Annotated in this window: 4 protein-coding genes; all 4 read right to left on the bottom strand. The window is 67.3% G+C overall.

Going from position 1 to position 6,490, the window contains the following annotated elements; genetic code table 11:
- Positions 1 to 124: 124 nt before the first annotated feature.
- Positions 125 to 904 carry a flagellar brake protein gene (locus ACE026_RS18590; RefSeq protein ID WP_486040311.1) on the bottom strand — a complete coding sequence of 260 codons (780 nt, stop codon included), beginning with the start codon at positions 902 to 904 and terminating at the stop codon, positions 125 to 127.
- A gap of 120 nt (positions 905 to 1,024) precedes the next feature.
- Positions 1,025 to 3,208, bottom strand: a complete 2,184-nt coding sequence (locus ACE026_RS18595; protein ID WP_486040312.1) for a methyl-accepting chemotaxis protein — start codon at positions 3,206 to 3,208, stop codon at positions 1,025 to 1,027.
- A gap of 5 nt (positions 3,209 to 3,213) precedes the next feature.
- The gene (locus ACE026_RS18600) at positions 3,214 to 3,687 is read right to left on the bottom strand and encodes a hypothetical protein (protein ID WP_486040313.1); all 474 of its coding nucleotides are present in this window, start codon (positions 3,685 to 3,687) and stop codon (positions 3,214 to 3,216) included.
- A 204-nt stretch (positions 3,688 to 3,891) separates the two neighbouring features.
- Positions 3,892 to 6,135 (bottom strand): methyl-accepting chemotaxis protein, encoded by a 2,244-nt coding sequence (locus ACE026_RS18605; RefSeq protein WP_486040314.1) that lies wholly within the window; start codon positions 6,133 to 6,135, stop codon positions 3,892 to 3,894.
- Between the last annotated feature and the right edge of the window lie 355 nt (positions 6,136 to 6,490).

Consider the following 6,490-nt stretch of genomic DNA (forward strand, 5'->3'; position numbering starts at 1 on the left):
GCGGGACCATGAGTCGCATGGATGCGGCGACATGAGCCTCCATGGACGGATTCACGGCGTGTCCCCCCCCCCCCGCGCCGACCCAGTCACGCAGCATCAAACCGCCACGCAGTTGAATCAGCCATCAACTCTCCCCGTTTTTCCTCGCACTCCGCTGCCGGTCGATACGGAAGATGTAGCGCTGGATCGCGCTGTCGCCACCGCGCGGGAGGTCGTCGAAGCGCATGCCGATGCGCTTCATCTCCACACCGTTGGGCAGCTTGACCGCCAACTGGTTGCAGACAGTCAGCGAGACGTGCAGCGGGCTGCCATCGGGAAGGTCGAGCTGGGCGGCGTAGCGCTTCTGCAGAGAAAACACGTTGCAGTCCACCGGCACCGTGACGGCCAGGCCGCCGCCGCTGATGTCGACCACGCGCAGCTGCAGGACCTCACTGCGGTCTTCGTTGATCGGGAACTGCAGATGGGGCGAATCGGTGATCGGCGTTTCCAGCCGGTACAGTTCGCGGCGCTGCAGGTGCACCAGCTCGTCCGGGAAGGGCACGCGGAAGGCAACATGGCCTTCGTTGCGAACGCGTTGCAGGCCATCCAGGCGGAAGCGCACCATCACCCGGTCCAGCTGGGCGAAGCACAGCAGGTGGCCGGCGTCTTCGGCGGCGCGGTTGGAGGGCTCGGACGGGCTGCCGTCCAGCAGCAGCCAATCGTCGTCTTCGTCCAGTTCCAGCACCGCAGTGGGGAAGGATTGATCGCGGCCGCCCAGATGGGCGTTGATCAACGAACGCTGGTCGATCAGCGCCTGCAGCAACTGCCGGATCTGGCGGGGGTTGCGGACCAGGTACCTGTCATCCGTGCCGTCGTCGTGCGCGGCATGGGGTCGGTCGTGTGCGTCGAGGCTGCCTTCGGACATGGATTCTGCTGAGTTGGGCGGGTGCCGGCATGCGTAGATGCCTGGGCTCAGTCCGTTTATCGGCAGCAGTTCACATTTATGTAGGGGGAATTGTGCGTTCCCCCGTGCACGGCAGACCCCTCAGCGGGCGCTGGCGATCTCCCGGATCCGGTGCATCACGGCTGCCTGGCCATCGTCGAGGTGGAAGCGTGCGACCGCCTCGGCGAGCACCGCCGCCTGCTGCTCCATGGCGTGCGTGGCGGTCATGGAGTCTTCCACCAGTGCGGCATTCTGGCGGGTGTTGGCGTCCATCTGGGCGATGCTCTGGTTGACCTGTTCAATGCCCATCGATTGCTCCTGTGAGGCGGCCGAGATCTCGCCCATGATGTCGTTGACCTGGCGCACCGCCGTCACGATGTCGGCCATCGTGGCGCCCGCACGATCCACCAGCTGGGTGCCGTGGGCAACTTTGCCGACGGAATCATCGATCAGGCCTTTGATCTCCTTGGCGGCCCCGGCCGAGCGCTGGGCCAGGGTGCGCACTTCGGCGGCGACGACCGCGAATCCGCGGCCCTGCTCGCCGGCGCGGGCTGCTTCCACGGCGGCGTTGAGGGCCAGGATGTTGGTCTGGAACGCGATGCCATCGATCACCGAGAGGATCGCGCCGATCCGGCGGGAGGCCGTCTCGATCTCGGTCATGGTGCGGACCACTTCGCCGACCACCTCGCCGCCCTGCGAGGCGACCTCGTGGGCGCCGCTGGCCAGGCGGTTGGCCTGACGGGCGTGCTCGGCGTTCTGGCGCACGGTGGCGGTGAGCTCTTCCATGGTCGCGGCGGTTTCTTCCAGGCTGGCCGCCTGCTGCTCGGTGCGGCTGGAGAGGTGCCCATTGCCCTGCGAGATGCCGCCGGCCGCGGCATTGATGCGGGTCGAGGCGGCCTGGATGCTGGCCACGATGGCGGTCAGCTGGTCGATGGTGGTGTTGGCGTCGTCCTGGATGCGGGCGAAGACGCCCTGGAAATCGCCCGCCATGCGCGTGGTGAGGTCGCCGCGCGACAATGCCGACAGCAACCGTGAAATCTGCTCGATGCTGGTGGCGTTGGCCTCCATCAGGCCATTGAGGTGCTCGGCCAGCTGCAGGAAGAAGCCCTCCTTGCCGGCGGTATCCACGCGCCCGGCGAAGTCACCGGCGGCCGCGGCGCGGACGATACGGCCGAGTTCCTCTTCCACCTGCAGTTCGGCCGTGCGGTCGGCCCACTCGACCACGAAGCCCTGGCGCTGGCCGTCAGCGCTGATGATCGGATTGACGATCAGGCGCATGACCCGGCCGCCGATGCGGATCTGGGCGCGGTAGGTGCCTTCCAGGGTTTCCAGCAGCGTGGCCTGGTGGGCCGGGTTGCGGTGGAAGCTGTCGATGTTGCTGCCGATCAACGCCTGGGCGTTGAACTGCGGCAGATCGCGGCGCAGATCCTGCTCCACTGCAGCGAGCATGCGGTGCAGGGGGCGGTTGACGAAGACGATGTTGCGGTCGCGGTCGGCAATCATGACATGAGTGGTCACATCATCCAGCGCGGTGCGGATGCGCAGGGTATCGGCGAGGTTGGCCTGTTCGCGCTGGCGGCGCTCCAGCAGTTGCTGGCTGGTCTGGACCAGGGTGCGGGCCAGTGAATCCGCTGGAAAATCCTCCACCCGCACACCGGCCGGCAGCGGCTGGTCGTTGACCACACCGCGTGCCATCGCGGCCAGGTCGCGCGGGTCGTGCCCGATCAGCAGCAGCTGCCGACGCATCTGCACGGCCATCGCGCTGAGCAGGCCGGTTTCCACCACGACATACGTGGCGTGCAGGACGACCACCCCGAAGCCGCTGCCGGGGGCGAACACGGGTGTGGGCAGGCCGCGTGCCTGCAGGTAGAAGAACAGCACGTGGTGCACGGCAATGGCGGCCGCGGCGACGACGATCGGCAGCCAGTCGCGGTAGTACAGCAGCAGCGCGATCAGGACGATCACGGTGAAGTGCGTCTCCAGCATGCCGTGGGTCTGGTGGATCAACGTGGCGGCCAGCACCATCCAGACCAGCGCGACCGTGCACCGCGACAGCCGGGTGCCGGGATGCCAGCGGGTCTGCAGGGCGACCAGCGCCAGGCTGGGCAGGGTAATGGCCAGGAACGGCGACCATTGACCATTGCGGGTGGCCAGCACCAGCGAGGCGATGGCGAGCAGAGCGGTGACCATCAGGAACAGGCGGTCGGCTTCGGCCGCGATGACCTGCAGGTACGGCACCTTCTCGTGGCCCACCAGCGACTGGTGGGGGGTGGTGTGGGCGGACATGCGGGTCACTCCTGTGGGCATGAACAACGGGATGGAACGATGAGGGGTGCCTGGGGATGGGCGATCAGGTGCTGGACGAGTGCGGCGGCCGATGGGGTGGCCGTACCGCAACCGGGATCGAGCTGGGCTGGCCCGGCGTAGATCAGCCGATGGGAGGCATCGAGCACCACCCATGCGTAGGGCAGGGCGCGGCCGTCAGTACGGCGGTCCACGACCTGCAGTTCTGGGGGTGCGACCGGCGGCATGCAGGCGCAGGCGGTATCGGACAGCACCAGCACGGGTGCGCTGAGGCCGGTCAGCGGCAGACCGACGCGCGCAAGAATCTGTTCGGCAGTCCATGCCGGCCCGGCCGGGGCCGGCCCAACCAGCAGCGGTGGCACGACCCAGCCCAACCACAGCGCCAGCGCCAGCCACCCGGCCAGGGCACGACGCGAGGCGGCAGCAGGTGCCGCCGAATGAGGTGCTGCGGTGCTTGCCATGCTGCCGCTCTCCATGGGCAACCCGTTAGAGCGGATAGCGGCCCCAGGGTCGGCAAACTTGACGGCGCCGTGTCGTGATTGTGCTGAATTCGGTAAGTGGGATGACGAATGTGTGAGGGATTGCGCACTCTGCTCCCTCCGAAACGACGACACCCCGCCGGGGCGGGGTGTCATTTACGTCAACGGTTCAAGCAGCGAGCGGGATCAGAATTCCTGCCACTCGGTATCGTTGGCCAGGGCCGGTTCCCGGCTCATGACACGGCGGGGCGCAGCCGCCACGCTGCGCGGCTTGGCTGGTGCCGAAGCGCGCGGCGAGGCGGGTGCGCGGATGACGGCTGCCGGTGCCGCGTGCGCCTGGCCCTCCAGCTTGAACAGCGCGACCGCATCGGTCAGATGGCCGGCCTGTTCTTCCATCGCACGGGCAGCGGCGGTCGCTTCCTCCACCAGCGCGGCGTTCTGCTGGGTGGTCTCGTCCATCTGCACGACCGTCTGGTTGACCTGCTCGATGCCGGCGGACTGCTCCTGCGAAGCGGCGGAGATCTCGGCCATGATGTCGGTCACGCGCTGCACCGAGGCGACGATCTCGCCCATGGTGGCGCCGGCCTGGTTGACCAGCTGCGAGCCTTCGGCAACCTTGCCGACCGACTCATCGATCAAGCCCTTGATCTCCTTGGCCGCGCCGGCCGAGCGCTGGGCCAGGGTGCGCACTTCGGAGGCGACGACTGCGAAACCGCGGCCCTGCTCGCCGGCACGGGCGGCTTCCACCGCGGCGTTCAGCGCCAGGATGTTGGTCTGGAAGGCGATGCCGTCGATCACGGTGATGATGTCGGCGATGCGGCGCGAGGAGGCGTCGATCTCGTGCATGGTGCTGACCACGCGGCCCACCACATCACCGCCCTGCGAGGCGACCGAGTGCGCGCCGATGGCCAGCTGGTTGGCCTGACGGGCGTGTTCGGCGTTCTGGCGCACGGTGGAGGTCAGTTCCTCCATCGAGGCAGCGGTCTCTTCCAGATTGGCGGCCTGCTGCTCGGTACGACGCGACAGATCGTTGTTGCCCGAAGCGATCTCGCCAGCCGCGGTGCTGATGCTGGAGGACGCCTGCTGGATGCGGCCGACGATCTGGGTCAGCTGGGCGACGGTGGTGTTGGCATCGTCGCGCATCGAGGCGAACACCCCGTGGAACTCGCCCTGCATGCGCGCGGTGAGGTCGCCGTTGGCGATGGACTGCAGCAGGTGCGAGAGCTGGGACAGATTGCCGTCGGCGACCTGCATCATCGTGTTGAGGTGCTCGATCATGACCCGGAAGTCGTGGTCGAAGCGTGTCGCATCGCCACGCTGGGTGAAGTCACCGGCGGCGGCGGCCTGGGCCAGCGACTGGATCTGGGTGTTGATCGCCAGCAGGCTCGCCTTGGCCGCATCCATCGATTCGTGCAGGATCGCGCGGGTGCCGGGCAGGCGGCGGGCGTTCGGCGAGAGATCGCCGGCGGCGTACTGGTTCAGGACGTTGATCGCGTCCTTGATCGAATCCAGGTGCTCGAAGATCACCGTGTTGATGCCGACGGCCAGCTGGCCATACACGCCCGGGAAATCTTCCGGAATGCGGTGGCTGATGTCCGGGCCGGCGTGCATTTCCACCATCTGCTGGGTCTGCTCGGAGAAGCGGCGCAGCATCACGGTCATGTCGCGGGTGGCGGTCAGCATCTTGCCGGCTTCATCCTTGCTGGTGGCCTGGATGTTGACCGACAGATCGCCACGGGCGACCGACTGGATAGCGTGCACGGCCTGGCCGAGCGGGCGCGTGATGGCGCGCGAGATCACCACGCCCATTACGGCAGCCAGCAGCGACAGCAGCACGATGCAGCCGATGATCGCGTAGACGCTGTTCTGGTGCGTGGCGTTGGCGCTTTCGATGCGGCTGGCCATCACGCCGTTGCTGAACTCGCCCAGGTCCTTGAGCGCGGCGAACAGCGCACGGCGCGCCGGGCGCGACTGTTCATCGGAAATCTGCTGGGCAGTGACGCCGTCGCCGGCAGCGATGGCGTCCTTGATCAGGCCGTTGGCCTTGAAGTAATCGGCGGTGCGCGCGGCAACCACTTCGTACAGCTGATGTTCCTTGTCGCCGGCCGGCAGCAGCGCGTAGGCAGCCAGCTCGGCGTTGACGATCTTGCCGGTGTCGGCCATGCGCTTGTCGTAGTCGGCGACCGACTCCGGCTTGTCCAGCACGGTCAGCTGGGCCATTTCGTAGGTGCGGAACTCGCCGAGCTGCGCGCGCACTTCGCCCAGGTGCTGGACCGAGGGAATGTCGTTGGTGCTCATCGCGCGCAGCTGGGCGTTGGCTTCGCCCAGGCGGATCAGGGCGAAGCTGCCCAGGGCCAGCGTCATCAACGTGGTGAGAGTGAAGCCTACCGCCAGCTTGCGGGCGATGGGCAGGTCGTGGAACCACTTCATGATTGAAACTCCGGGCAGGGCAGTGACGCACAGCCGTGGGGTGCTGGGCGGAATCAGCGGGATGGGAGAGAGAGTGGAGCGGAGGAGCGCGACGGTTGCCGTGGTCGCTACTTCGGATAGCGGCGCTGATCCACCGCAACTTGATAGTGCTGCGTCACATTTTTTTCACGTTCGCCATCACGGTTCAGCGGGGGGCGATGGTTGCTGTTGCAAGGGGTTGAGCGGGTTCGTCCGTACGCACGCGGACGGTGGGAGGGGAGGCTCGCCGCCTGCCGCGCTGATGGAGTTCACAGTTCGATGCGCCGTGATCACCGCAGCCCACGACACCCACGAACGAACGCCGCCCCGCCCCGGG

This window comes from Stenotrophomonas sp. AGC87, assembly GCF_057333975.1.

Coding starts and splice junctions, on each gene's coding strand:
- ACE026_RS18595 (WP_486040312.1), bottom strand. CDS start 3,208: ATGTCCGCCCACACCACCCCCCACCAGTCGCTGGTGGGCCACGAGAAG.
- ACE026_RS18600 (WP_486040313.1), bottom strand. CDS start 3,687: ATGGCAAGCACCGCAGCACCTCATTCGGCGGCACCTGCTGCCGCCTCG.
- ACE026_RS18590 (WP_486040311.1), bottom strand. CDS start 904: ATGTCCGAAGGCAGCCTCGACGCACACGACCGACCCCATGCCGCGCAC.
- ACE026_RS18605 (WP_486040314.1), bottom strand. CDS start 6,135: ATGAAGTGGTTCCACGACCTGCCCATCGCCCGCAAGCTGGCGGTAGGC.